A 25,995-nucleotide genomic window follows, 5' to 3' on the forward strand; every position below is an offset into this window, starting at 1 on the left:
TGCTGGGGTTGGGCGAGCGATCGGCTGGCTACGTGATGCGGCGTCCGATAAATAAAACTGATGCGTGAAGAAGGAAGACGCAAGGTCGCCCGACCGCCCGCATGTTCGCGGACGGATTGGCACGAACATGCGCGATCTAGGCCTCGTGCGCGAGGCGCGAGCGCAGTGCGATGGCCAGCGGGAAAATGGCGATGGCCGTGAGAGCCGTGGCAAGCGTGGCGCCGTGCACGCCGATCCGGTCGCCGAGGAAACCGTAGATGACCGGCGAGATCGCGCCCGACGCAATGGTGCCGGTATAGAAGAGCGCAAAGGCCCGCTCGGCTCCGTCGAGTGGCGCCAGTTCCGGCACGGTGCCGTAGAGCACGGACGAGGTGCCATTGAGCATTACGCCGAGGAGCGGCAGCAAGGCCATCGCGACGCTCAATGGGCAGAGCATCACCGCGACGATGCAGGCCGCCGTGCCGCCCTCGGTTGCGAGCACGGTGCCGATCACGCCCAGCCGCGCGCCGAGCCATCCGCAGACGAACTTGCCGGCCGCGCCGCCGATGAAAACCAGCGCGAGCGCCGTGCCCAGCATCGGTTGAGAGATGCCCTTCTCTTTCAACAAGAACGGCAGGAACGTCAGCAGGCCCATGCGGACGCTGGTGTCGAGCACGCCTATCGAGAGCAGCATCGAAAAACCTCGTCCTGAGCCGCCGCGGTTGCCGCTGGATTGCGCATCGGCGGCCGGCGTGCTTCTCGGTATGACAGGGAAGAAAAGTGCAATGGATACAGCGACGACGCAACCCAGAACCGACATGATCGAGAGCGCGTGACGCCAGGGCATCAGCGTAACGAGAAGAGAGATTGCGGCCGGCAATGCCGATTTGCCGAGATCACCGGAGAAGTTGTAGACGCTCAATGGGCCGCGCGCGCGGCGGCCATAGACGCGCGACACCGCGCCCGATGCAATGGGATGCTGCGTGCTCGACCCGCTTCCCGATACCGCCAACGCCACGCACAAACCGAGCAGGCTTCCCGACATACCCGCGAGCGCGTAGCCACCGGCTGCGAGCAACGTGCCGAGCGCAAGCGTCGCCCGGCTGCCAAGCCTTTGCGCCAGACGCCCGGCCGGTATCTGGAGACTCGCCATGGTTCCGGCATAGACGCCGCGCAGCATGGCGAGCGCGCCATACCCCAGACCGAAGTCCGCCTGCCACACCGGCAGCAACGCGTAGATCATGTCCGTGTAACCGTCGTGCAGCGCGTGTGCGACGCAGGACAGCCAAAGCACGCGCGAAGGTAGAAGCGCGGTCCGGTCGGTTTTAAGCAGAGAAGGCAAGGAAAACGGAATAAAGCGCATGAGTCTCCCGGACGACGGCGTGACGAGGCCTAAAAGACAATTTTATGACTCGAGGAAGGCGCCTTCAATTGACGTAAGATCGCGTCAATGGAGAGATAAAGTCACGCCATGGACGAACCACCAAATCTGGCGCAGGACCGGGACAGGCTGCCGCCGCTCAATGCGTTGCGCAATTTCGAGGCGGTCGCCCGGCATGGAAGCTTCGCCGCGGCGGCGGCCGACCTGCATGTCACTCATTGGGCGGTCGGCAAGCAAATACGGCTGCTCGAAGACTGGTTCGGCGTGCCGTTGTTCGAGCGGCGCGCGCGCGGCGTTCAGCTTACCGATGAAGGCGCGGCGCTCCTCAACGACGTGAGCAGCGCGTTCGAACGTCTCACACGCGGGGCAGCGCGCCTCAGGCACGACGAATTCACGCGCCGCGTGTCCGGCATCGTGCGCGTGAACGCGCTGGCAAGCTTCGCGTTGTGCTGGCTGCTGCCGCGTCTCGCCAACTTTCAGGCGCGCTTTCCCGATATCGACGTCAGGTTGTCGACCACGTCGCGCAAGTTGCGGTATATCGGCGATGCCTTCGATATCGGCATACGCTCGGGTCACGAACAAGGCGCGGGCGTCGTATCGCGCTCGTTGATGGCCGATGTGCGCCTGCCGGTGTGCAGCCCCGCGCTGCTGCGTCAGCGTCCCATAGCAAGCGTCGCGGATCTGCGTCATCACGCGCTGCTGCATTCCGCCAGCACGCGCACGAGTTGGTCGTCGTGGCTCAAGCAGGCGGGCGCGGCGGACTTGCGCGCGACCCGGCACGTCGAGTTCGAGCACACGTATCTTCAACTCGCTGCTGCAGCGGAGGGGCTCGGCGTGGCGCTCGCGTCGTTGCCGCTGATCGGACGCGATATCGCCGAAGGCCGACTCGTATGCCCGATCGCGGCGCCGGCGTGGCGCGCGCCCGATTACACACTGGCGATCAACGCAGACCGCGTCGGGGATGACGCCGTGGTTTCCTTCGAGAAGTGGATCATGGCGAGCGCGGGAGGTGCCGGAAGTTAAAGAAGCGCGTTCCATCGTCCGATATATTGAAGGCCGGCGCGCGATGGCAAGCGGTCGCTTCAAAGACCAACTTTTCAGACGAACGAAACATGATCAAAATTCACGAGGCGGGACAGCCGGCGAACGGCCCCGTTCGCTGCGGTGGCTGCAATAGCCCCGAAGTGGCGCAGATCGAAATGGCCTTTGCGTTTCAGCCTATCGTCGACGTGCAGTCGGGCAGTCCCTATGCCTACGAGGCGCTCGTACGCGGGCCGAATGGCGAATCGGCGGGTTCGGTGTTGTCGCAGGTCGACGACTCGAACCGTTATAACTTCGATCAGCGTTGCCGCACGACTGCAATCGAGCAGGCGGCAAGCATGGGGATGGACAGCTTTCTGTCGATTAACTTCATGCCGAACGCGGTTTATCAGCCTGCGGCATGCATTCGCAGTACCTTCGAGGCCGCCGAGAAACACGGCTTCCCGGTGAATAAGATCATCTTCGAAACCATCGAAGGTGAGAACATCATTAGCCGTTCGCATCTGGTGCAGATCTTCCGCGCGTATAAATCGTTCGGCTTTCAGACCGCGATCGACGATTTCGGCGCGGGTTATTCAGGGCTCACACTGCTCGCCGACTTTCAGCCGGACTTGATCAAGCTCGACATGGCATTGGTGCGCGACATCGACACCGACACCGTGCGTCAGCGGATCGTTGCCGGCGTCTTGAAGATTTGCAGTGATCTGGAAATTCGCGTGATCGCGGAAGGCATCGAGACGCAAGGCGAGCGCGATTTTCTGGAAGCAGCCGGCGTGAGCCTGATGCAAGGCTATTTGTTCGCCAAGCCCTCGTTTAAAGAGATGCCTGCGATTGCCAATGTGCGTTAATGCAGGGTGCCAAAATGTTGAAGGCCGTGCTTGGGACGTTGCTAATCGTTTTGGCGGGATGCGCGGTGCCTGGTGCGCCGGCATCGCCAGAGAATAGCGTTGGAGCCGAAGGGTCGGCCACCCAAGCTCCGGCATCGACTGATCATTCACATTCAGAGCGTGTCGAGGCGCCGCGCAGAAATCCGAAGATGTATGGGCCGCCAGGCGAGTGATTGGTGTCGGGCTCACTACGCGTCGGTCCGCTCGACTACGAATCTGCAGAATCGGCCATGCCATTTGAACGGGGCATTTGGTTTTGTCCCCCGACGCTTTGCGCTACGCCGCCCGCGCTCCATTCCCGCTTAACCACCCATCAACGCATCGTCGTCTTGAGCAAATCGCCTGCGGTGCTCAACATGCCGCTCGCAATCTTGCCCGAGTCGATCTTGTAGGTTCCATCACGCAGAGCCGCCTTGATCGATTCGACCTTCGCCGTGTCGATGTCCGCGCCGCCCGTGACTTGCATAGACGACAACGAGGACAACGTCACTTTCGAACTGGTTGCGTTGGTCGCGCTGGTTTGCTGCACGCCGCCCGTAGCCTGCACATCGCGTTTGCTTGCTACGCGAAAGGTGTCGGATTGGAGTGCGGCGGGCGTGTTGTTCGATTCGATCTTCATGGCTTCGGCTCCTTGTCTGTTGAGTTCTTTAACGGAGTGGGGCTTGAAATCTTTACCAAGCCCGGCGGCCTGCCGACACCCTCGCAACCTCGTCCAGCCCGCAAAGCCTTATCCAGTAAGCCTCCCGTGTATTTGCAACAAATTGAAACAAAGTGTGAGGAATCGCACATAGACCGGACTTGGCGTCTGCGAGGGCAAGAAATTTCTTAAAATACTAGACGACTGGTCTACTATAAGCTAAAGTCCACCCATGCCTACCGCAAACACATCAGAAACCGTCGACGTCCGCGAAAACATCATTACCGTCGGTCAACGGTTGATCGGCGCCAAAGGCTTTTCCGCCGTCGGCCTGAATGAGATTCTCACGGAAGCCGGCGTGCCGAAGGGCTCGTTCTATCATTATTTTGGCTCCAAGGATGCGTTCGGCGTGGCGCTCCTGGAACGCTATTTCGAGGACTACCTGAACGACCTCGACCAGACGCTAGCGCAGCCCGGACTGAGCATGGCGCAGCGGCTGACGAACTACTGGAGCATCTGGCAAGAAACCCAGTCCTTCTTCGATTGCCAGGGCAAATGTCTCGCGGTCAAGCTCGGCGCCGAAGTGGCGGACATGTCGGAGGCCATGCGCGCCACGCTGAAGCGCGGCACGGCGGGGATCGTTAGCCGTCTTGCAAGTGCAATCGAAATCGGTGTGGCGGAAGGCTCGCTTTCGATCGAAGGTGATCCGCAAAGCGTCGCGCAGAGCTTGTATCAACTGTGGCTCGGCGCCAGCATCATGGTGAAGATTGTTCGCAACACGCAGCCGTTTGAAGTGGCGACGACGACAACGCAGCAGATCTTGCGACTTGCTCCCTGACGAAGCAGGGAGCGAGGTGCCAGCACTTCTTTAGAGGTGCTTTTTTTGAAGCATTTACTAGACGACTGGTCTACTAACCCCATCAACCTTCTTTACGGTTTCGCCTTACTCACCCACGGAGATGCAACATGAAAGTGCTCATGGTTCTGACCTCGCATGACCAACTCGGCAACACGGGCCGCAAGACGGGTTTCTGGCTCGAAGAGCTGGCCGCACCCTACTACGCCTTCAGGGATGCGGGCGCGGAAATCGTGCTGGCATCGCCTAAAGGTGGTCAGCCGCCGCTCGACCCGAAGAGCAACGAGCCGGCCAATCAGACCGAGATGACACATCGTTTCGAAGCCGATTCGCAGGCTACCGCGCAGCTTGCCAGCACGGTAAAGCTCGATCTCGTCTCGCAAGCCGATTTCGATACCGTGTTTTATCCGGGCGGTCATGGTCCGCTCTGGGACCTGGCCGAAGACAAAAACTCGATCGCCCTGATCGAAGCCTTCTTGGCCGCTGGCAAGCCTGTCGCGCTGGTCTGCCACGCACCTGGCGTGCTGCGCCATGTCCGCACGCCGGAGGGCGCACCGCTTGTCGAAGGCAAACGAGTCACGGGCTTCACCAACTCCGAGGAAGCCGCGGTCGGACTGACCGATGTCGTGCCGTTCCTCGTTGAAGACGAACTCAAGGCGAAGGGCGGCATCTATTCGAAGCTCGAAGACTGGGCACCTTATGTCGTCACCGATGGCCTTTTGATTACCGGGCAGAACCCGGCTTCATCGTCGTCCGCTGCGGCGACGTTGATGAAGCACCCGGCGCTCGCGCAATAACCGACGTTGACGTTACCGGCGCGCGCGGCCATTGGGCGGCCGCGCGCCATGGAACCCACGCTCGTGCCAGGACTTGCGATGCACGGGCAAATTGCCGGGCGCGTGAGCTCGTCGATCCCACATCACGAAACCAGCCCGCGTGTCGTGAGAAATCCTGCTGCGTGGCAGCATGCACGCGTTGCACATAGCCCCGGTGCGTTTCTCATCGCGGAATTTTCTCTCCAACCCTCTGATTCAACGCGCAAATTTAGCCGTCATTTTCCTCGATGCAGCGCCACGCTTAAGGGCTACGCTCTTATATAAGAGGCAGCCGCAGTCACGGCGCTTGCCCGACGCTTCCTACAACGCCGGAGTCATCATGATGCAAATCTACGTTGAACCCTTGCCCAAGGGCCGATGGGGCCCGATCGATGGATACACACTCGAGTATCCCGACGGCACGAAGATCACCGAGCAGGTGTTCAGTTCGGAAAAGCTCGCGGTCAGCGAAATCAGGCTGCGCGGCTATACGCCCTTGCTGGCGAAGGTGCGTATCACGGACAAGGGCGAGCCGGAGCATTGGGAAAGCGTCGAGTGACGCATCGTCGATACGAACGTGCTTCGCCGATTTTCTTTCGCGAAGCACGTTTAATTTTTGTGATATTGCTGCTTCATCCGGAACGCGAATAACGGCGCGGCTACATGGCCGATGGAGAAGCGATGCGACGAGGACCCTTCAGCGAAGCCGGCAGAAAACGCCGGCGTCTCTTCTTGAGCAAGGCGCATGTCGCGCTCGCGGCCTTCGGGACGCTAGGCTCGGTGGTCGGCATTGGTATCGCCATCGACGGCGGGCTCGAATTCAATCGCACCAAGGTGTTCACGGGCGTTGGCCTTATCGCCGTTTCGACCATTCTTTATATCTCGATGCTGTTCGTGAGCGACGAGCCATCCTGACGGCTCGTCGGCCGCACGAAATCACACGTGCACGTCGCGCTCGCCGAGCGGCCGCACCGGTTCTTCCACACGTTGTTCTTCAAGGCCATGACGCGCCCGATGCCGGCGCACCCACAGCGCGGTCAGAATCGGCACGAGAATGGCCGTCACGAGACAAGCGGTCGCGACCATCGCGGTGGCCGCCGGCACGAGCGGCTTGAAGCGCGGAATCATCTCGCCGATGATCGCCGGATTCGCCACCGCCGCGCCCGCCGTCGATGAAGCCGCGAGTCCCGCCGCGCCATTGCCGCCCGCAATCCAGCGATCCGCGAGAATCAGCGGAATGCCCGTCACGACGATCACGCCCAACCCAAGCGCAACCCCCGGCAAGCCGCTCGTCGCGATCACGTGCAGGTCGATGCCATTGCCGAGCGCGAAGCCGAAGAACGGGATCAGCGGATGCACGCAGCGGCCGAACAGTTCGCGCAGGTCGCTGTCCAAATTGCCGAGCGCGAAGCCAATCAGAAACGGCAGCACCGCGCCGACGAAAAGGCGTGGCTCGAAGAACGCGACGCCCGTCGCGCCAAGAATCAGCATGCTGACGAGCGGCCCGGATTCCACCGACATCAGCACGAACGCGCCCGCTTCCTCGCGGCTGCCGTACTGCTGCATCACGGCGGCGTAAAGTCCGCCGTTGGTCATGTCCATCGACGTGGTGATGGCAAGCACGGAGAGGCCCGCGAAGAGACCGGCCTTGACGCCATCGATAGGAATGAAGTGCGCGGCGACGATGGTCGCGATCCACGCAACCGCCATCTTGGTGACGAGCAAGGTGCCCGACTTGCGCAGCACGGTGCCGGTCGCGCGCAGGTCGATGGTCGCGCCCATGCAGAAGAACCACACCGCGAGAATCGGCACGGTGCCCGTGATCAACCCGTTCGTGAACGAGCCGAAGTACTTGCCCGCGCCCGGCGCGAAAGTATGGACGCAGGCGCCGAGCAGCAAGGGCACGAGCATGAGACCGCCTGGAATGCGGTCAATCGCTTTCTTTATATTCATGTCTCCTCCGTGGACTTTGGCGTCCGGATGGCGGGCTGTCTACCCAGTGCAATGCGCCGCTTGAAGCTCGGCCGCATCGGTTCGGCGCAATATAGCATCGCTGTTTTATATTCGCTGAATGCAAGGCCGGGAGGCGGGTTAATCGTTTACCCGCGCGCGGGCAGAGTTACCGGGTTTGCCTGTCCGGTGGGCGTTCGCGGACACTTCACATTCGCGAGCACGACAAAACGGAGCCTTAGTGAAATTCGATACGACTACCATCCGTCTGGTTCTCGCCATCGCGGACGAAGGCAGCATCTCGCGCGCCGCGGACAAGCTCAGTCTCGCGGTGGCCGCCGCCTCGCGGCGCGTATCGGACCTCGAAGCGCAACTGGGCGCGAAGCTCTTCACGCGCGTTCCGCACGGTGTGCAGCTCACCGAGCCGGGCGCGAAGCTGCTGCTGTACATCCGCCAGATCGACAATCTGATCGACCGTCTCGAAGGCGATGCGCGCGCGCTCAAGGAAGGGCGCCACGGGCGCATCATCATCGGTGCGCCGAAGGCGGTGGTCATGCAGTTTCTGGCGGGCGCCATCGCCGCGATTCAGCGCAAGCATCCCGGCATCTCGCTCATGGTTCAGGAGGAGAACAGCAAAATCGTTCAGCAGTTGTTGCGCGACAAGGTCATCGATATCGGCATCTACGAAAAGAAGAGCGGCTTTCTCGACCTCGACCGCATGCCGTATCGCGAAGACCGGCTCGAACTCGTGTATAGCACCGAACATTTTGAGTTCGACGATGCGCCGCTCGGTATCGACGAGATCATGGACTTGCCCGTGATCAGTCTCGGCAAAGGCTCCGCCATTCTGTCCGCGCTGCAACGCGCACATCAGAGCCGGGGACGACTCTTCGCGAACAATTACGCCGTGAGCGGCTTCGACACCATGCTCGTGATGGTGCGTCAGGGCTTGGGCGTCGGCCTCATGCCCGCGGCTGTGCTGCGCAGCTTTCACCCCGAAGGCGCGATTGCGTCGCAGGAGATTGCAGGCGACTGGCATAAGCGCAGCTACGTGCTTTCTTGCGTCGAAGGTCACGCTCAGGAACAGACGCTTCAACGCGTCGTGGCCGAGCTGCTCGACGCACGCGACTAGTCTGAACGAGGAAGCACGCTCGAGGCTTTCGCGAATTGCGAAGCCAGCCTTGCCCGCGCAAGCCTTGCGGCATTGCAAGCGGTGGTCGAAAGTGAAGGCATGACCCGCGCCGCAGGTCGAAGCCCTTCTCCACCGAACCAATCGACATGACCCAGACAAAACCTCTCCCCCTGGACGGAATCCGCGTGCTCGACGTAAGCCAGGTCATGGCAGGACCGTTCGCCTGCATGCTGCTCGCCGACATGGGCGCGGATGTCATCAAGGTGGAACCGCCCGAAGGCGATCAGACGCGCGGCGCGATGGGCTTCAAGATGAAAGGGCCCGACAGCATGGGCTTTCTCAACATGAACCGCAACAAGCGTTCGGTGACGCTGGACCTGAAGAGCGAAGAGGGCCGCGAGCTCTTCTACAAGCTCGCGAAAACTGCCGATGTGATCGTCGAGAACTATCGGCCGGGCGTGGTGCAGCGGCTTCGTATCGATTACGAGTCGATCCGGGAGATCAACCCGAAGATCGTTTATGTGAGCATCTCGGGCTTCGGGCAAAGCGGCCCGTGGTCCACGCGGCCCGGCTTCGATCTGATGGCTCAGGCCATGTCCGGCGTCATGAGCGTGACGGGATATCCCGGCGGCAAGCCGGTCAAGGCGGGCGTGCCGGTGGCGGATATCGGCTGCGCGCTCTTTGCGGTGTCGGGGCTGTTGTCGGCTTATATCGGCGCGCAAAAATCGGGCGTCGGTCAGCATATCGACGCTTCTCTCTTCGATTCCGTCATGGCCTTCTCGATCTGGGACATGTCGGAATACTGGGGCACGGGCGTGCCGCCGACACCGCTTGGCACCAGCAACAAGATGAGCGCGCCGTATCAGGCCGTGAAGGCGCGCGATGGCTACTTCGTGATGGGCGCGACTAACCAGAAGCTGTGGACGAAGCTGTGCGGGTTGTTAGAGCGGCCCGATCTGATCGACCACGCCGACTATGCGAACGTCTCGCTGCGCCTGAAAAACCGCGAGGCCATGATCCAAGTGCTCGAAGAGGAGTTCGCCAAGCGCGACAGCGCGGAATGGGTCGATACCCTGCTCGCGGCCGGCATTCCAGCCGGCCCTATCCTGACTTATCCGGAAGCATTCGAGAGCGAACATGCCACGCATCGCCGCATGGCAATGGAAATCGATCATCCGCACGAAGGCAAGGTGAAGAACATCGGCTTTCCGGTCAAGCTGCTCGGGACGCCGCAGACCGTGCGCCGCCATCCGCCCCTGCTCGGCGAACATAACGAAGAGATCTTCGCGGAGATCAACGGAACCAGTGGAATGAAGCCATGAGCGAACATGTCCGGCTTACGCTGCATGCATCGGGCGCGGCGGAGATCGTCATCGACCGGCCCGAGCGTCACAACGCCATGTCGATTCCCATGTACGAAGCGCTGCTCGCGCGTATCGACGAATGCCAGCGCAATAAAGACGTGCGCTGCATTCTCTTTCGCGGCGCGGGCGGCAAGTCGTTTATCGCGGGAACGGATATCGAGTACTTCAAGGACTTTCGCGGCGGACACGATGGCGTGGCCTACGAAGCGCTGGTCGAGCGCGTGATCGATACAGTCGAGCGCATCGCGCTTCCCACGCTCGCCGTGATCGATGGCTGGGCGGTCGGCGGTGGTCTCGCGCTCGCCACGGCCTGCGACTTTCGCGTGTGCAGCGAAAACTCCCGGTTCGGCGCACCGATTGCCAAGACGCTCTCGAACACGCTTTCGTCGCGCAATATCGCGCGGCTACATGCGGCTTTCGGCGTGCCGCGCGTCAAGCGCATGCTGATGCTCGCCGACTTTCTCGCAGCGAACGAGGTCCTGGCGTGCGGCTACGTATATTCGGTGGTGACGAAAGACGCGCTCGATGCCAGCGCGCATGCGCTTGCCGAGCGGCTCATGGCGTTGTCGCCAATCACGCAGAAGGCGGTAAAGGAGAGCCTACGGCGCATCATGATCGACCAGAGCTTCGCGGACGAAGACATCATCGAGGAAGTCTATGGAAGCGCGGCTTTTCGTGATGCGGTGACAGCATTCACTTCGGGCAAGCCGAAACGGTGAGCGCGATTCTTCAACGCCCGCTCAGTGCGAGCGTGTTGAAGAGCGTTTGATGATCGAAGGGTTTTTGACAACGCGGATGATGCCGGTAGGCGTTATCGATCGAATCGACACCGTACCCGGTTGCAAAGATGAAGCGGATCTCACGCAGCGTCAGTTCATCCGCTACGGCGTATGATTTCTCGCCGTTGAGGTCGATGTCGAGAATGGCAACGTCGATGTAATGTTCGTCGTCGTCGAGAAGCGCCAGCGCGTCCTGCGCCCACGCCACCGGCCCGACGACGATTGCCCCTGCAATTTCGAGTAACGCGGACAGCGCGAGCGCCACCAGGTAATCGTCTTCCACGACCAAGATGCTCAAACCTTCGAGCGGTGTCCCGACTACTGCCATTTTCGGACCCCCTAGGGACTGCTGCCGTGCATATGCGCTGGTCGCAGCGGGATCTCGATATGACACGAAACCCCATCCCAGTTGAAGTCGAGCTCGGTGCGAGCGTGTAGCGTGAAACGAAGCGCTTTCTCGATGAGTTGCCGGCCGAAGCCGATTTTCTTGTCCTCGGGCGTGATGCGCACACCACTTTCGATCCAGTCCAGAACGAGCCATTCCGGCCCGGACTCTCTTTTCTCGACAATCCAGCTGACGACGAGCCGTGCGCCTTTATGCTTCAATGCGCCGTACTTGAGCGCGTTGGTCGCGAGTTCGTGAAGCACGAGCGCGATCGTCTGAACGTTGCGAAAGCCAAGCGGCACGACCGGTCCACTCACCGAGACCCTGTCGCTGCTGCCGACACCGAGCGCCTCGAATTCAAGGCGAACGATGTCACCCAAATTGATCAGATGCCCGTTCGCTTCGCCGATCAAGCCCTGCAGCCTGCCAAGCGCGGCGAGGCGACTCGTGAACGTGTCGAGCGCTTCGTCGCCCGAGAGCGTCTGTTGCGCGATCGACTGAATCACCGACAACAGATTTCGCGTCCTGTGTTGCAGTTCCGCAATCAAAACGTCCTGCCTACCTTCAGCATGAACCATTCCCGTGATATCGACGAAAGCAATGACCACACCGTCGATCTTGCGATCGCCGTTGAGATAAGGTGCGAGACGCACGAGGAAATGATTCAGTCCATCCTTGCTGCTGACCTGCTGTTCGCGTGTTTCCTGACTCCTGAATACCTCACGGATGCCTTCTTCCAGCCCCGGAAGGTCGAGACGGCTGACGAGCTCCGAAATGGGACGCCCGCGATCGACCGGACGGATATGGAAGATATCGGCCATTGCCGGGGTAAACGAGCGAATGGAAAATTGCCGGTCGAGAAACACGGTGGCGACCGACGTGCTTTCGAACAGGTTGTGAAGATCGCTGTTCGAGCGGTCGAGCGCGTCGATCTTGCCATTCAGTTCCAGATTGACGGTGTGCAACTCCTCGTTGAGCGAGACGAGCTCTTCCTTGGACGCCTCCAGCTCTTCGTTCGACGATTGCAGTTCCTCGTTGACCGAAACCAACTCTTCGTTCGACGACTTGAGTTCTTCGAGCGCGGTCTCGTATTCCTCTATCATCGATTGCAGGCGTTCACGGGTATCCCGTAGTTCCTTTTCGATTTGCTCCGCGGTGCCGTCGTGCATGGCCTCGGCGCGCGCAAGCGCCTCTTCGCGCGTGAGCACGGGCCCTTGGTCCTGGAACACGACGAGATACATGCGCTCACCCGGCGCTTGCTGGACGAGCGGCTCGATGGTCAGATTGATCACCTGTACACGGCCGTCCTCGCCTTCGACCACCACCCCCTCTCGCGCGATCGTGCGGCCCGAGTCGACCGCTTCGCGAAACACCGAGCGCAAGTCGAGGCCCAGCCCCTTGCGCGCCATTGCGAATAGCTGGCGCGTCGGCATGCCGGGCGCTGCCTCGAGATATTTGCCGGTGCGGCCCGAGTAGTAGACGACATCGCCATCGCGCGTCACGAGCACGTGCGGCGGCGTGAAGCGGTCGATCATATGACCGTCGACAGCCAGGCGCAGCGCGGCGCCGCCCAGGGGCGGACGGCTTGGCGTCAACGCGGACAAATGGCCGATAGTCAGCGCGGATACCGCGAGTGGCAGGCGCACTTGCGACACGACATCGGCGCGGCGCTTGAAAAGCCTGTGCTTCTTGTCGAGCGGAACGAACAACTCGTCGAACTGGCTCACGTTCTCCGACGGGCCGAGGAACAGAAAACCGTCCGGGCGCAGCGCATAGTGGAAGGTCGGAATGACCTGATTCTGGACCTCGATGCCGAAGTAGATGAGGAGATTGCGGCACGACACGAGATCGATGCGTGAGAAAGGCGGATCGCGAATGACGCTGTGCGGTGAAAAGATGCACAGTTCGCGCACTTCCTTGGCCACCACGAAGCTGCTGCCGTCCGGCACGAAGAAACGGTCGCGCCGCTCTTGCGATACATTGTCGAGCAACGCCAGCGGATAGCGCGCCGCACGCGCCACCGTGAGCGCTCCGTCGTCGATATCGGTGGCGAAGATCTGGATGCGCGGCGCCTTCTCGACACCTGCGATCTGTTCGGACATCAGCATGGCGATGGAATACACTTCCTCGCCCGTGGCGCAGCCCGGCACCCAGACACGCACGACATCCTCGGCGGTGCGGCCTTCGAAAAGCTTCGGCAGGACAAGTGTGGCGAGACTCTCGAACGCGTGCTCATCGCGGAAAAAGCTCGTGACGTTGATCAAGAGATCGCGAAACAGTGCCGTCACTTCCTGCGGATCGGCCGCGAGCCGCGCTACATAACTCTCCGGAGTTGCCATCGCCCGGACCTGCATGCGCCGCTGCACCCGCCGCGAAAAAGTCTTGACCTTGTAGCCGCTGAAGTCGTGTCCGACGTTATCGCGCAAGATGCCGTAAATGGCTTCTCGCGCCTCGTCGAATGCTTTCGCGGCGGCTTCGACTTCGGGCTCTTCCACGACGGAATCGAGCCTGAAGGCGCCCGCGGCAAAGCTCGCGAGCTTCGCGCCCATTTGGTCGACCGGCACGGCGAAATCGACCAGACCAGTGGCAATGGCGCTATTGGGCATGTCCGGGTGATGCGGTCCGAAGCCGTCCGCAACCTGTGCGAGCGTCAGTCCGCCCCGCTCCTTGATGGCCTTGATGCCGAGCGTGCCGTCCGAATCGCCGCCCGAGAGAATGACGCCTGCCGAGAGTTCGCCGATATCGAGCGCGAGCGTGCTCAGAAAATGGTCGATCGGCTTGCGCTCGCGACGCGGCTTGTCCAGTGACTGCACGTGCAAGGTTCGGTTCGAGACGCTGACGATGGCATCGCGCGGCAAGAGATAGACGCTATCGATCACGATCGGCTCGCCTTCGGCAATCGCGTGTACCTGCATTGGCGTAAAACGCGAAACAATCTCCGGCAACAAGCTGATACGGTCCGGGCTCAGGTGCGTGATGATCACGCAAGCGAGGCCTGGCTTTTCCGGCATGCCGCGAAAGAAGCCTTCCAGCGCCTCGACGCCGCCAGCGGACGCGCCGACGCCGACAATGGGGAAGTCGGTTGCCGGTGTCATGACTTCTCCCTCATCGGCGCATTGTCGCTGTGGTCCAGGCGCCTTGCCTCCGGGAGAAGTCCGGCTTCGCGAGCAAGGCCTGAGCGCGCCCTGACGAAAACCGCGAGATGTTCCGTAAGACGGACGTCGATTGCGTGCTTGCTGGTCATGGACCGCCTCGAAGAACAAAGGTATCAGTCTATATTACCGCGCGCGCAACGGGCGTCGAAGCGTGCATGCAAGGCGGGCAGACATGTATGGCGTGACGCGAGCGGTCAGCCAGAGTGTTGAACATAAACGGCCCGCGCGGGCCGCTTCACGAATATAAGCGTTGACTCGCCGTCGAATCCGTTCGATTTTCATTTCACGGCGATGGCGACGGCGACGATCGCTGTCTGGCAGCGCTTCTACGCTTCGTGAAAGAACCCTTCGAGAATACCGTCCCTTAGCGCGACGACATCGAGACTGCCGCGCTTGCGCGGACGCGGCAGGTCGACATCGACGATTTCGCCGATACGTCCCGGACGCGCTTCCATCACCACGATGCGATCCGAGAGCAGCACCGCCTCCTCGACGTCATGCGTGACGAGGACCATCGTGATGCGCTCCTGCGCCCAGATGCGTTGCAGTTCGTCCTGGAGCCGTGCGCGCGTGAGCGCATCGAGTGCGCCGAACGGTTCATCGAGCAAGAGCAAACGCGGCCGGTTGACGAGCCCTCGCGCAATGGCGACACGCTGCGCCATGCCGCCCGAGAGCTGATGCGGATACTGTCCCTCGCACCCCTCGAGGCCGACGAGCGCCACATGCTCGGCTACCGCACGCGCTTTCTCGTGCTTGCTCAAAGGCGCGTTGCGCAAGGCCACCGCGACGTTCTGTTCGACGTTCAGCCATGGAAACAGACGATGATCCTGAAACACGATGCCGCGCGAAAGATCCGTCGAGACCACGCGCTCGCCGCCGAATTCGATCTCGCCTTCGTACGACGCATCGAGGCCTGCGATCAACCGCAAGAGCGTCGACTTCCCGCAACCGCTCGCCCCGACGATACTCACGAACTCGCCGCTTCGGATCGAGAGGTCGATACGATCCAGCACGGGCGCACCCATATCGCCTTCATAACGCTTGCTCACCCGCCGCAGCGCGAGGCCGCTCGTGTCCGTTGCCATCGTTGGTATCGCTGCCATCGTCATTCTCCTCAAGCTGCGCGCGCTTCGCTGAACCAGCGCCGCTGCACCGCACGCGCGAGCGCGTTGAGCGCCCACCCCGTTATTCCCACGACGATCACGCCGAATACGACGAGATCCATCCGAAACTGCTCGCTGCCATCCACGAGCGTATTGCCGATCCCGCTTCCCGCGACGAGCAGATACTCCGCGCCGAGCGTCGCGAGCCACGAATAGATGAGCGCGAGATAGATGCCCGTGAAGATCGAAGGCAGCGCGGCCGGCAGCACCACGAACGCGAGCGTCTGCAACTTGCCGTAGCGATACGCGCGCGCCACTTCGAGAAAACGCGGCGGCACGGCGCGGATGCCGTCGCTCGTATGCATCACGACCGGAACCAGCGCGGCGAGCGACAGGAACACGACCTTCGCGACATCGCCGAGACCGAACCACACGGAGATGAGCGGAATCCACGCGAACAGCGACACTTGCTTGAAGGTGTTGAAGCTCGGCGCAATGGCGCGATTCGCGAGCTTCGACACACCCAGCAACGCGCCGAGCGCGAGCCCGAGCGAAGTGCCGATCGCAAAGCCCGTCAACTCCCGCGCAAGCGACGCCGACAACGCACGCGCCAGCGCGCCGCTACGCAACTGTTCCCACGCGACATGCAGCACTTGCGCGGGCGACACCATCATGCCGTGGGCGGGCTTGGCATCGCGCGATACGAGCCACCATATCGCCAGCGCCGCGAGCGGCAGCACGAAGCCGCGCCAGCGCTTCGGCACGGCGACACGCGGGACTGCTTCGAGTTCTATCGATGACATCGGCCGCTCCTAGACCGCGCCGCGCTGCAACTTGCGCTCGAGCGCGGTCAACAAGCGATCGGCGACATAGCCGACCGCGCCCACGATCAAGACCGAAGCCAGCACCAGATCGAGCTGAAAGAGCTGGCGTCCGTACACGATCAGATAGCCGAGCCCTTCCGACGATGCCACGAGTTCCACGACCACGAGCGTCAGCCATGCTTTGGTGAAGGCGAGGCGAATGCCCGTGCCGATCATCGGCACCGACGAGGGCAAGACCACACGCAAAATGGTTTGCCAGCGCGTATAGCGATACACCGCCGCGACCTCACGCAACTCGGGCGGCGTGCTGCGAAAGCCCTGCAAGGTGCTCAGGGTCACCGGCACGAGCGCGGCATGACCGATGAGCAGATACTTCAACGGCTCACCGATGCCCACTACGATCATCAGAAACGGCAGCCAGCCGAGCACGGGCACCTGCACGATCGCGTTGAAGCTCGGCAGCACATACGCCTCGACCGTGCGCGACAGGCCGAGCACGCCGCCTAGCAGAATGCCGAGCACCACGCCGCCGCCAAAGCCGACAGCCGCGCGCGACATGCTCGCGCCCAAGTGCATCCATAGTTCGCCGCTCTTGATGAGCGCGGTAAGGGTATCGAAGACCAGCGAGGGCGGCGGCAGAACCTGCGCGGAGATCCATCCAAGACGCGAGCCCAGCACCCATAGCAACGCGCAGGCGAGCGGCAGAAGCCACGGCAATACGGCCCAGCCAAGCGAACGCGCCGTGCCGCCGGATGCGCGCGCGACCGAAGCGTTGCGGCGTGCCGCCGGCACCAGCACACGCGAGAGAGCATTCGCCATCGGAAGTTCTCCGTTGAGAAAGAAGCGGGTCAGGCGACCGGCTTGCCCGACGCATCGAAGCGCGGCCAGTAGCTTTCGAGCTTGAGCGACTTGAGCGCCTGATCGAGATACTTCGGCTCGAACCAGCCGTTTACGCTGACAGGTTGGCGAATGAGGTTCAGCCGCAAGGCGTCATCGGCGACGGACTGATAGCGTGCCTGCACAAATGGATCGATGAGCGGCGAATTGCGGTCCTTCAAAGGCTGATTCGCATACTCCGATGCCCACGACTCCGACGGCACGCCGCTCTTCGACCACAACGTGAAGAGCGCATTGCGATTGCCTTCGTCGGACGACCATTGCGCGGCCTGCACCACCGAAGTCACGACCTTTTGCACCACGTCGGGATGCGCGCTTTCGAAGTCGTCGAGTACGAGCAGATGCGCTTGCCGCGTCAGTTGCATGCCGCCATCGCGCGACGCATAAACGATCTTCGCGAGACCCTGGCGCTGCAACTTGAAGAGCGAGTAGTCGAGAAACACGGCATCGACGCCCTTCGACGCAAGCGCTGCCTGCGCCGCGGCCGTATCGAGATTGATGACGCGCAGATCGCGTTCGGTCAGGCCGTTTTCCTTGAGCACGTTATCCGCCACGAGCTGCAGATTCGTGCCCCGAAAAATCGCCACGCGCTTGCCCTTGAGGTCTTTCACCGACTTGATGTCGGAGTCCGGCGGCACCGCGACGTACACGCCCGCGCGCACATTCGATTCGAGCAGCAAGTGCGTCTTCAGGCCGTTCGCGCGTCCGAGCACGGCGGGCAAGTCACCCTGATACGCGAAGTCGATCTGCTTGTTGGCGAGCGCCTCGTTCACGGCCGGACCCGCGCCCTTGAAGAAGATCCACTCGACCTTGATGTGATCGCCCTGCAATGCATCCTCGACACGATGCTGCAATTGCGCGGTGGCGGCAGGCGAGCCGCCGAACGTGGGCGGGTCGCCCGCGCCCTGCTGCGCGACGCCGATGCGCACCGTTTCCGGCGCCGCGGCGTGCGAGATGGAAGCGAATGCGGCGCACAAAAGAGCGCCCGCGAAGCGCGCGAATCTCGTTGTCATCTTGTCCTTCGGCGTTATTCGATGATCGACTGGCGATGACCCGCGTCATCGCCAGTGAGGGCGTTCAGGCGCGTGCTTCGCGCTTGACGGTGCGGCTCTTTCTGCCGTCGATGGAAACGGGCACGTCGCCGTGAACGGTCGCGCGACGCACGACGCGGTGGTCATCGCCGTAATCCGCCACCGCGTAGTGCTGCGTCGCGCGGTTGTCCCAGATCGCGACATCGCCTTGCGTCCAGCGCCAGCGCACCGTGTTCTCGAGGCGCTGAATGTGATCGTGGAAGATTTCGAGCAGTCGGTCCGAATCGCGCTGCGACAGGCCGACGAAGCGCTGCACGAAGTGACCCAGCACGAGCGTGCGTTCACCCGTTTCCGGATGCACGCGCACCACGGGATGTTCCGTCTCGTAGAGCGTGGAGGTGAACTGCTTGCGGTACTCGCGCTCCGTCTCGGTGTCGGGCGCGTTGCGCGTGGCTGCGTAGTCGTAGGCGTTCGAATGCAACGCCCAGAGGTTGTCGGCGAGATCGCGCAAGGGCTGCGGCAGGTTGCTGTAGGCGGTGGCGGTGTTGCCCCACACGGTATCGCCGCCGGCGGGCGGGATCACCACGCCGCGCAGGATGGAAATCTTCGGATAAGCATCGACGAAAGTGACATCCGTATGCCATGAATTCGCGCGCGTGCCGTGCTTCGAATCGAGTTCGAGCAGACGGCTCGTGCCTTCCTTCGAAGGCACCGTGGGATGCGCCACAGTGTCGCCAAAACGCGCGGCGAACGCTTCCTGCGAGGCGTCGTCCAGATGCGACTGGCCGCGAAAGAACAGCACCTTGTGCTTGAGCAGCGCGTCGTTGATGCGAGTGATGGCGGTATCGTCGAGATCGCCTGAGAGCGTCACGCCGCGCACTTCGGCGCCAATGCGGCCGCCTATGGGACGGACCTGGAAAGGCTCCTGCGTGGCGGCGGGCTGACGGACGGAATCGTGGTCGAGCGTAGCGGAATCGGACATCGGTTGCTCCGTTGGTTTCGGATATCGTGGGCAAGCCGCGAAAGAACGCGACCGAAACATTGAAGCATCGACTGCCCATCCGACCAACGAAGCGTTTCGACTAAGCTTTACAGCGCCGAGGTGATGACGCCTTGCTCGAATCCGCTATTCAACGCGAATAACGCTGTAAGGATTCAATCGTTTCATCGAGTTCCGCTTCGAGCCGCGCCATCAATTCCGCGGCGGACATTTCGCGCGCGAGTGCGGCCGCCTGCCCGCCCCATTGCGCGCCATAGCCGAGCTCGCCTCGTGCCTTGGCCGCCGCATGCAGCGCCTTGCCCGCGTCGTAAGTCACGGGATACGCGGGGTTGTTCGGTGCGTTTGCCTCACGCCCGAGTTCCGTGAACTTGTTGACGAGACTGCGCGCCGGGCGGCCCGATATCGCGGCGGTAAGCGTGGTGTGATTCGCGGCATCGCTCAGAAGCGCGCGACGATATCCCGCATCGATTGCGGACTCGGTGGTCGGAACGAAAGCCGTGCCAAGCTGCGCCGCCTGCGCGCCGAGCGCGAGCGCGGCGGCGACTCCCGCGCCATCCATGATGCCGCCCGCCGCGATCACCGGTACGTCGAACTTGCGCACGAGCAAACGCGTGAGGGCGAAGGTGCCGAGAAAATCGTCGTCGGCTTCACTGTCGAAGATACCGCGATGCCCGCCCGCTTCGATGCCTTGCGCGACGATCGCATCGATACCCGCTTTTGCGATTTGCTCCGCTTCACTCACATTAGTTGCAGATGCAATCAGTTTGATGCCCGCGTTACGGAGGGCATCGATATAGTCCTTCGAAGGCAGGCCGAAGTGAAAGCTCACGATAGCCGGCTTTTCCTCGACGAAGACCTTGAGCATGGCTTCATCGACGACAAAGCTCGTGTAGATTTCGCTGAGCCGCGCGGGCGGCGTGGCGCCGTATCGCGCGAAGACGGGCGCGAGCCATTCGATCCACGCGCTTTCCAGAGCGGCGTCGGCTTTAGCCGGGCGATGACAGAACACGTTGACGTTGAACGGCTTGTCGGTCAGCGCGCGCGTCTCGCGAATGACCTTGCGCGCCGCTTCGGCGTTCATCGCGCCCACGCCGAGCGACCCCAGTCCGCCCGCATTCGATACCGCCGCCGCGAGCGCGGGCGTCGTGACACCGGCCATCGGCGCTTGAATGATGGGCTTGTTGATGCCGAGTAACGGCAATAAAGCGTTGCTCCTGCTCATGACCATGTCCTCTCGATAGTGGCCTCGAGCTTCTCGACGATGAAACCGCACGCAAGGCTGCGAGGCCAGATAACAAATCGCCCGCTCCTTCCTGCACGGAAGCCAAGCGGGCGACGACTACCTGTGCTGCGTATGCCTTACTTCGCGGTCGGCATCACGAATTCCGCGCCCTTTTCCGTGCTTTCCGGCCAGCGTTGCATGATGGACTTTTGTTTCGTATAGAAGCGCACGCCTTCTTCGCCATAAGCGTGCATGTCGCCGAAGAGACTGCGTTTCCAGCCGCCGAAGCCATGCCATGCCATCGGAACGGGAATGGGTACATTGATGCCGACCATGCCCACTTCGATGCGTCGGCCGAACTCGCGCGCAACGTGACCATCGCGCGTGTAGCAGGCGACGCCGTTGCCGAACTCGTGCGCATTGACGAGTTCCACGGCTTCGCCGAAGTCCTTCACGCGCACGCATGAAAGCACCGGCCCGAAGATTTCTTCCTTGTAGATGCGCATGTTCGGCGTCACATGGTCGAACAGCGTGCCGCCCGTGAAGAAGCCGTCTTCGTGACCGGGAACCTTGTGGCCGCGTCCATCGACGACGAGTTTCGCGCCTTCATCCACGCCCAGCGCGATATAACCTTCGATACGTTCCAGCGCGGCGCGCGTGACGATCGGCCCCATTTCGGCATCAAGCTCCATGCCGTTCTTGATGACGAGCTGCTGCGCACGTTCGGCGAGGCGCGGCACGATCTTGTCCGCCACGTCGCCCACCAGCACCGCGACCGATACCGCCATGCAGCGCTCGCCCGCCGAGCCATAGCCCGCGCCGATGAGCGCATCGATAGCCTGATCCAGATCGGCATCCGGCATCACGACCATGTGATTCTTCGCGCCGCCGAGCGCCTGCACACGCTTGCCGTGCTTCGCGCCGGTCTCGTAGATATAGTTGGCGATAGGCGTCGAACCGACGAAGCTGATCGCGCGCACATCGGGATGTTCGAGCAATGCATCGACCACGACCTTGTCGCCTTGCACCACGTTGAAAATGCCGTCCGGCAGACCCGCTTCCTTCAGCAGATTAGCCATGAAAAGCGACGCGGACGGATCGCGCTCGCTCGGCTTCAGGATGAACGCGTTGCCGCTTGCAATGGCCACGGGGAACATCCAGCACGGCACCATGCAAGGGAAGTTGAACGGCGTGATGCCCGCGACGACGCCGAGCGGCTGACGCGTCGTCCAGTTATCCATGCCGGTGGAGACTTGTTCGGTGTAATCGCCCTTCAGCAATTGCGGAATGCCGCAAGCGAATTCGATCACGTCGATACCGCGTGACACTTCGCCCTGCGCGTCGGTAAAGACCTTGCCGTGCTCGGCGGTGATGATCGCCGCGAGTTCATCGCGACGCAGGTTCATGAGTTCGAGGAACTTCAGCATGACGCGCGCGCGCCGAATGGGCGGCGTGTCGCGCCATGCGGGGAACGCGGCTTTCGCGCTCTCGACGGCGGCATCGACATCGGCGACTTCGCCGAGCACGAGCTTGCGCGGACGCTCGCCCGTCGCGGGATTGAAAATGGGCTGCGAGCGGGCGCCCGAGCCATTCACGCGTTCGCCATGAATGAAGTGAACCACGTCGGCGGTGTCGTTATACGCTTGCATTTCGTCTCCTGTCCAGAAGTGTCAATGCCAAGAGTGTAGGACGGAATCGTGCGCCGCGAACGCGTTATGATTGAACTCATTGTTCATAACGGCAAACAATCCCCGCGCATGGACGCACAAAAAGTCGAAGGGCTCTGGACGCATCTGCATTGGCTCACGGTGCTCGCCGAGCAGGGCAGCTACACGGCGGCGGCGGCGCGGCTCAACGTGAGCAAAGCCGCAATGAGTCAGCGTATCGCCGAACTGGAGCGCGCGGCAGGCGTGCCGCTTGTCACGCGCACCACGCGCAGCGTGCGCTTCACGGAGGCAGGACGGCGCCTCGTCGACGATACACGCACGCAGTACGAGCATATCGCCGCGAGCTTTTCGAGCGTGAGGGAAATGGCGGGCGTGGCGCGCGGCTTGATCCGCGTCACCGCGCCAATGGCGTTCGCGCGTCAGCAATTGGTGCCGCGTTTAGCGGGCTTTCTGCATGCGCATCCGGAAGTGCGCGTGCAACTGGAAGCATCGGACAGGTTGAGTTCCATTGCGACGGAGGGCTTCGATCTCGCCATCCGGCACAGCGCGCAAGCGCCGGAAACGCATGTCGCGTGGAAGTTGTGCGATACCCATTCGGTGATCGTGGCGACACATGCATATCTCAAACGGCGCGGCATGCCCGCGACGCCCGCCGATCTCGCGGTGCACGACTGCCTGTTTTATCCGCGTGCGCAGACATCGGGCGTGTGGTCGTTCGTGCGTAAGGGCGCGCGCAAGACGGCGGCCGGGCCTCATACGCTTGCGGTCAACGGGCCATTCTCCGCGAACAATAGCGAAGTGCTGCGCGATGCCGCGCTCGACGATCTGGGTATCGCGCTGTTACCCGACTTCAGCGCGCAAACCGCGGTGCAGGCGGGAAAGCTTGTGGTGTTGCTGCCGGACTGGCGCTGCGTGGGCACATTCGCCGATCAGCTTTATGTCGTGCGTCCTTATGCGCCTCATGTGCCGCGTGCGGTCGCGCTTTTCATCGGCTATTTGCGTGAGACCTTTGCGGGCGGCTTTCCGCTTTAGCGTTTTCTTTAGCGCTTGCTTTAGCGCTTGCTCTAGCCAAAGAAAAAGCGCCCGCAATTGCGAGCGCTTTCTTTATAGCGAGACTACCTGTTGCTTAGTGATGCGCAAACGTCGGGAACACGTCGGCTTGCACCGCACGCGAGCCGGCTTGCGCCGAGCCTTCAGTCGCACCGCCAAACGAGTTGCCTTGACCCGCAACGCGCGCTTCAGCAGCTTGAATGTCCGACGGATAGTGCGAGTCGCTCACGAAGCCGGGGTTATAACCGGCCTTTTCCAACTGAACGATCTGTTCGCGAACTTCAGCGCGCGTAAGCGGTTGGTTCGATTGTGCGAAAGAAGCAACCGGTGCGGCGAAAGCGATGGCAACTGCTGCGATTCCAATGAGCTTGTTCATGATTGATACCCTCCAGCTTAGGTTTTTGGGGCTGTCGCTCACTCGGCATTTGCTTGTGTGCGACCGTTGAACAGAGTTTAATGAGTGCTTCGCTAAGGGTAAATACTTAATCCACGAAATCAGTTTTGGTGAAATCGCGACTAATCCAGGCCTGAAAACTCCAGTTCCTTAGCATCGACGGGAAATTGCTTAGCGCATCGCCTATAAAGTAAGCAGGACGTTGTCCACGACACATCATGCCAAATGGATCGAACGTTCGGTTTGCAAAGGAGGCAATGCCTTGAAGCGAATCGTGGTCGTTGGGGCGGGTTTTGCCGGACTATGGAGCGCGCTCGCCGCCGCGCGCAAACTCGATGAATTGCAGCAACCAGCGGATGAGGCCGAAGTGGTCGTCCTCAATCCGCAGCCTTATCACAGCGTGCGCGTGCGCAACTACGAGCAACCGCTCGATCCCACGCTCGTGCCGCTCGACGGCGTGTTCGGTCCGACCGGCGTGCGCTTCGTCCAGGCGACCGCGCACACGGTCGATAGCGCGAATCGGCGCGTCATGTTCACGCGGGAAGACGGAGAAGGTTCGCTGGAATACGACCGGCTCATCCTCGCGGTAGGCAGCGAACTGGTACGCCCGGAAATTCCCGGGCTGGATCGCCACTCGTTCGACGTCGATACCTACGCGGGCGCCTGCAAGCTCCAGGCGCATCTGTCCACCCTGCCCGCATTGCCCGACTCGCCCGGACGCTATACGGCTGTCGTGATCGGCGCAGGCCTCACGGGAATCGAACTCGCGGCGGAATTGCCCGGCCGCCTGCGTGAGATCGTGGGCGAAGCGGATCGCGACAAGGTGCGCGTGGTGCTCGCGGATCGGTCGCCGAAAATCGCGCAATCGATGGGCGGCGCGCAAAGCGTCGTCGTTCAGGCCATGACCTCGCTCGATGTCGAGCTTAGGCCAGGCGTATCGCTGGAAGAACTCGACGGACACGGCGCTTCGCTTTCGGACGGCGTCAATGCCGATTACATCCAGGCATGCACCGTGGTCTGGTGCGGCGGCATGCGCGCCAACGCATTGGCGAGCCAGCTTCCCGTCGGACTCGATTCCATGGGCCGCGTGCCCGTCGATGCCTATCTGCGCGTCACGGGCGTTCCCGGCGTATTTGCGGCGGGCGATTGCGCACGCGTGCTGATCGACGGCAAACGGCCTTCGGTCATGTCGTGTCAGCATGGCCGGCCGATGGGCCGCTACGCCGGCAATAACGCCGTCTGCGATTTATACGGAGAAGAGATGCTGCCGTTGCAGATCGACTGGTACACGACGGTCTGCGACCTGGGCCCGTGGGGCGCGGTCTATACGGAGGGATGGGAACGCAAGCTGGTGTCGGAAGGCGAGGCCGCCAAGGCGACCAAGCGCACGATCAACGGGGAGCGGATCTATCCGCCGAGGAGCGGCTGCCGCGAAGAGTTGTTCCGGGCTGCCGCGCCTATCGTGCAAACGCCGCCATCGACGACACGCGCCGATTCATGATCGTGGCGATGAGGGCAGACACCACGCCTCATCGACACTGAAGCGTCAAACCTTGTCGACCGATGCTTCGTAGATCTCGTCGATGGACTCGCCGAGCGTCGCGTTGAACTCGTCGTCGCTCATCGACTTCTTCAGTTCGTTGATGAGCGCGCGCGAGAAGCTCGCGATCATGCCGTGGTTCTTCGCCAGACGCTGGCATGCGTCGGTGCGCGTATAGCCGCCCGAAAGCGCCACCACGCGCACGACACGCGGATGCTCGATCAGCGGCGCGTAGAAGTCCACTTCGTCGGGGATGGTCAGCTTGATCATCACCTGACTGGATTCCGGCAGCGCGTCGAGACCTTTCAGCAATTCGTCGCGCAGAATCTTTTCCGCACCCTTCTTGTCCGTGCTCTTGATGGACACTTCAGGTTCGAGAATGGGCACGAGACCGTGTCCGATGATCTGATTGCCCACTTCGAATTGCTGCTTCACGACTGCGGCGATGCCCTTTTCGTTCGCGTCCTTGATGACCGAACGCATCTTCGTGCCGAAGATGCCGAGCTTGACGGCGCGTTCCAGCAGCGCGTCGAGGCCGGGGTTCGGCTTCATGACCTGCACGCCGTCGGCTTCCGCTTCGAGGCCCTTGTCGACCTTGAGGAACGGCACCACGCCACGGTCTTCCCACAGGAACGCAGGCACGGACTTGCCATTTGCCTGACCGTCCATGGTGGCTTCGAAGAGAATGGCGCCAATGACCTTTTCTCCCGTGAATGACGGCGCGGTGATGATGCGCACGCGCATTTCATGCATCAGCTTGAACATCTCGGCGTCGCCGTCGTAGGCGTCTTCTGCAATGCCGTACTGCTTGAGCGCGCCCGGCGTCGAACCGCCGCTTTGATCCAAGGCGGCGATAAAACCTTGCTTCTCCGCCATTTGCGACAGCATCTTTTCGTTAGCCACGAA

25 protein-coding genes are annotated in these 25,995 nt (G+C 61.8%); 11 read left to right on the forward strand and 14 right to left on the reverse strand.

Annotated features, from left to right (window positions below; genetic code table 11):
- Window positions 1-136: 136 nt before the first annotated feature.
- Window positions 137-1,342 (reverse strand): MFS transporter, encoded by a 1,206-nt coding sequence (locus NCT03_RS24145; protein ID WP_250494192.1) that lies wholly within the window; start codon window positions 1,340-1,342, stop codon window positions 137-139.
- Window positions 1,343-1,450: 108 nt separating this feature from the next.
- Here NCT03_RS24145 and gcvA point away from each other — a divergent pair, with 108 nt between their 5' ends.
- Window positions 1,451-2,383, forward strand: a complete 933-nt coding sequence (gene gcvA, locus NCT03_RS24150) for a transcriptional regulator GcvA (RefSeq protein ID WP_250494193.1) — start codon at window positions 1,451-1,453, stop codon at window positions 2,381-2,383.
- Window positions 2,384-2,472: 89 nt separating this feature from the next.
- A complete protein-coding gene (locus NCT03_RS24155; protein ID WP_250494194.1) occupies window positions 2,473-3,249 on the forward strand; it encodes an EAL domain-containing protein in 777 nt (258 codons plus the stop codon).
- A 352-nt stretch (window positions 3,250-3,601) separates the two neighbouring features.
- Here NCT03_RS24155 and flgM read toward each other — a convergent pair whose 3' ends face one another.
- Window positions 3,602-3,907, reverse strand: a complete 306-nt coding sequence (flgM, locus tag NCT03_RS24160; protein ID WP_244830013.1) for a flagellar biosynthesis anti-sigma factor FlgM — start codon at window positions 3,905-3,907, stop codon at window positions 3,602-3,604.
- Between the two features lie 250 nt (window positions 3,908-4,157).
- Between flgM and NCT03_RS24165 the strand changes: the two genes are divergently transcribed.
- From NCT03_RS24165 to NCT03_RS24180, 4 genes are all read left to right on the forward strand, one after another.
- A complete protein-coding gene (locus tag NCT03_RS24165; RefSeq protein ID WP_250468592.1) occupies window positions 4,158-4,763 on the forward strand; it encodes a TetR/AcrR family transcriptional regulator in 606 nt (201 codons plus the stop codon).
- 128 nt (window positions 4,764-4,891) lie between these two features.
- Entirely contained in the window at window positions 4,892-5,578 is a 687-nt protein-coding gene (locus NCT03_RS24170) for a type 1 glutamine amidotransferase domain-containing protein (RefSeq protein ID WP_244830011.1), read from the forward strand.
- Between the two features lie 358 nt (window positions 5,579-5,936).
- Window positions 5,937-6,155, forward strand: a complete 219-nt coding sequence (locus NCT03_RS24175; RefSeq protein ID WP_244830010.1) for a hypothetical protein — start codon at window positions 5,937-5,939, stop codon at window positions 6,153-6,155.
- A gap of 122 nt (window positions 6,156-6,277) precedes the next feature.
- Window positions 6,278-6,511, forward strand: coding sequence for a hypothetical protein (locus tag NCT03_RS24180; protein ID WP_250494195.1), 234 nt, complete (start codon window positions 6,278-6,280; stop codon window positions 6,509-6,511).
- Window positions 6,512-6,532: 21 nt separating this feature from the next.
- On the opposite strand, the gene kdgT is transcribed toward NCT03_RS24180, so the two are convergent.
- Window positions 6,533-7,549 (reverse strand): 2-keto-3-deoxygluconate transporter, encoded by a 1,017-nt coding sequence (gene kdgT, locus NCT03_RS24185; protein ID WP_244830008.1) that lies wholly within the window; start codon window positions 7,547-7,549, stop codon window positions 6,533-6,535.
- Window positions 7,550-7,787: 238 nt separating this feature from the next.
- Here kdgT and NCT03_RS24190 point away from each other — a divergent pair, with 238 nt between their 5' ends.
- From NCT03_RS24190 to NCT03_RS24200, 3 genes are all read left to right on the forward strand, one after another.
- On the forward strand, window positions 7,788-8,678 hold the full coding sequence (locus NCT03_RS24190; protein ID WP_250468594.1) for a LysR family transcriptional regulator: 891 nt from the start codon (window positions 7,788-7,790) through the stop codon (window positions 8,676-8,678).
- Between the two features lie 146 nt (window positions 8,679-8,824).
- Window positions 8,825-10,000, forward strand: a complete 1,176-nt coding sequence (locus NCT03_RS24195; protein WP_250494196.1) for a CaiB/BaiF CoA transferase family protein — start codon at window positions 8,825-8,827, stop codon at window positions 9,998-10,000.
- On the forward strand, window positions 9,997-10,761 hold the full coding sequence (locus NCT03_RS24200) for an enoyl-CoA hydratase (RefSeq protein ID WP_250494197.1): 765 nt from the start codon (window positions 9,997-9,999) through the stop codon (window positions 10,759-10,761). The genes NCT03_RS24195 and NCT03_RS24200 overlap by 4 nt, the downstream gene beginning before the upstream one ends.
- A gap of 10 nt (window positions 10,762-10,771) precedes the next feature.
- Here NCT03_RS24200 and NCT03_RS24205 read toward each other — a convergent pair whose 3' ends face one another.
- The 9 genes from NCT03_RS24205 to NCT03_RS24245 all read right to left on the reverse strand — a co-directional run bounded on the left by NCT03_RS24205 (window position 10,772) and on the right by NCT03_RS24245 (window position 22,087).
- On the reverse strand, window positions 10,772-11,149 hold the full coding sequence (locus tag NCT03_RS24205) for a response regulator (RefSeq protein ID WP_250494198.1): 378 nt from the start codon (window positions 11,147-11,149) through the stop codon (window positions 10,772-10,774).
- 11 nt (window positions 11,150-11,160) lie between these two features.
- Window positions 11,161-14,301 (reverse strand): CheR family methyltransferase, encoded by a 3,141-nt coding sequence (locus NCT03_RS24210; protein WP_250494199.1) that lies wholly within the window; start codon window positions 14,299-14,301, stop codon window positions 11,161-11,163.
- Between the two features lie 386 nt (window positions 14,302-14,687).
- The gene (locus NCT03_RS24215; protein WP_250494258.1) at window positions 14,688-15,446 is read right to left on the reverse strand and encodes an ABC transporter ATP-binding protein; all 759 of its coding nucleotides are present in this window, start codon (window positions 15,444-15,446) and stop codon (window positions 14,688-14,690) included.
- A gap of 29 nt (window positions 15,447-15,475) precedes the next feature.
- The gene (locus NCT03_RS24220; RefSeq protein WP_250494200.1) at window positions 15,476-16,267 is read right to left on the reverse strand and encodes an ABC transporter permease; all 792 of its coding nucleotides are present in this window, start codon (window positions 16,265-16,267) and stop codon (window positions 15,476-15,478) included.
- A gap of 9 nt (window positions 16,268-16,276) precedes the next feature.
- Window positions 16,277-17,107, reverse strand: coding sequence for an ABC transporter permease (locus tag NCT03_RS24225; RefSeq protein ID WP_250494201.1), 831 nt, complete (start codon window positions 17,105-17,107; stop codon window positions 16,277-16,279).
- Between the two features lie 29 nt (window positions 17,108-17,136).
- Complete coding sequence (locus NCT03_RS24230; protein ID WP_250494202.1) at window positions 17,137-18,198, reverse strand: ABC transporter substrate-binding protein; 1,062 nt, start codon at window positions 18,196-18,198, stop codon at window positions 17,137-17,139.
- Window positions 18,199-18,262: 64 nt separating this feature from the next.
- Entirely contained in the window at window positions 18,263-19,198 is a 936-nt protein-coding gene (locus NCT03_RS24235) for a TauD/TfdA dioxygenase family protein (RefSeq protein WP_250468609.1), read from the reverse strand.
- A gap of 148 nt (window positions 19,199-19,346) precedes the next feature.
- The gene (locus tag NCT03_RS24240) at window positions 19,347-20,438 is read right to left on the reverse strand and encodes an NAD(P)H-dependent flavin oxidoreductase (RefSeq protein ID WP_250494203.1); all 1,092 of its coding nucleotides are present in this window, start codon (window positions 20,436-20,438) and stop codon (window positions 19,347-19,349) included.
- A 137-nt stretch (window positions 20,439-20,575) separates the two neighbouring features.
- Window positions 20,576-22,087 (reverse strand): CoA-acylating methylmalonate-semialdehyde dehydrogenase, encoded by a 1,512-nt coding sequence (locus NCT03_RS24245; protein WP_250468613.1) that lies wholly within the window; start codon window positions 22,085-22,087, stop codon window positions 20,576-20,578.
- A gap of 108 nt (window positions 22,088-22,195) precedes the next feature.
- On the opposite strand from NCT03_RS24245, the gene NCT03_RS24250 reads away from it, so the two are divergent.
- On the forward strand, window positions 22,196-23,137 hold the full coding sequence (locus NCT03_RS24250) for a LysR family transcriptional regulator (protein ID WP_250494204.1): 942 nt from the start codon (window positions 22,196-22,198) through the stop codon (window positions 23,135-23,137).
- Window positions 23,138-23,231: 94 nt separating this feature from the next.
- On the opposite strand, the gene NCT03_RS24255 is transcribed toward NCT03_RS24250, so the two are convergent.
- The gene (locus tag NCT03_RS24255; RefSeq protein WP_244829995.1) at window positions 23,232-23,531 is read right to left on the reverse strand and encodes a DUF4148 domain-containing protein; all 300 of its coding nucleotides are present in this window, start codon (window positions 23,529-23,531) and stop codon (window positions 23,232-23,234) included.
- Window positions 23,532-23,811: 280 nt separating this feature from the next.
- On the opposite strand from NCT03_RS24255, the gene NCT03_RS24260 reads away from it, so the two are divergent.
- Window positions 23,812-25,050, forward strand: coding sequence for an NAD(P)/FAD-dependent oxidoreductase (locus tag NCT03_RS24260; protein ID WP_250494205.1), 1,239 nt, complete (start codon window positions 23,812-23,814; stop codon window positions 25,048-25,050).
- Between the two features lie 45 nt (window positions 25,051-25,095).
- On the opposite strand, the gene NCT03_RS24265 is transcribed toward NCT03_RS24260, so the two are convergent.
- The gene (locus NCT03_RS24265) at window positions 25,096-25,992 is read right to left on the reverse strand and encodes a fructose bisphosphate aldolase (RefSeq protein ID WP_250494206.1); all 897 of its coding nucleotides are present in this window, start codon (window positions 25,990-25,992) and stop codon (window positions 25,096-25,098) included.
- Window positions 25,993-25,995 lie beyond the last annotated feature (3 nt).

The sequence above is a fragment of the Caballeronia sp. GAWG1-1 genome (assembly GCF_023631465.1).
GTDB lineage: Bacteria > Pseudomonadota > Gammaproteobacteria > Burkholderiales > Burkholderiaceae > Caballeronia.